Source organism: Roseisolibacter agri (assembly GCF_030159095.1).
GTDB lineage: Bacteria > Gemmatimonadota > Gemmatimonadetes > Gemmatimonadales > Gemmatimonadaceae > Roseisolibacter > Roseisolibacter agri.
The window spans coordinates 1-384 of record NZ_BRXS01000024.1; the positions used below are offsets into that span (position 1 = coordinate 1).

Sequence of the window (384 nt, forward strand, 5' to 3'; positions counted from 1 at the left end):
GTGGCTCGAGAGCGTCGCGAGCGACCGCTCGCTGCCGGTGCCCAGCTCCACGATGGCCTGCGCGATGGCGTTCGCCGGGTTCGAGGCGATCTCCAGGCCGACCAGGCGCCACCCGCGGGTCCCGACGTTGGCGTACGCATCGGGGGTCGCGAGCGCGAACATCGCGTTCGCGCTGACGAGCTTGGGCATGGCGGCCGCGTGGCGCGCCGGGGCCACGCGCGCGCCCTCGGCCGGCAGGCCGCTCAGGTCGGCGGGCCGCACGACGATCCAGCCGCCGGCGGGCTTGCTGGGGAGGACGAAGTTGCCCGCGTAGGTGGCGCCGTTGGCGAGCGTGATGACGTCGCCCGGCTGGGCGGCGTCGAGGGCGGCCTGCAGGTCGCCGCC

1 protein-coding gene is annotated in these 384 nt (G+C 76.3%); it reads right to left on the reverse strand.

The genetic code is table 11. The annotated features are described in order from the left end of the window. Positions 1-384, reverse strand: a 384-nt coding sequence (locus rosag_RS25365; protein WP_284352990.1) for a hypothetical protein, incomplete at both ends; no start/stop codon positions are given.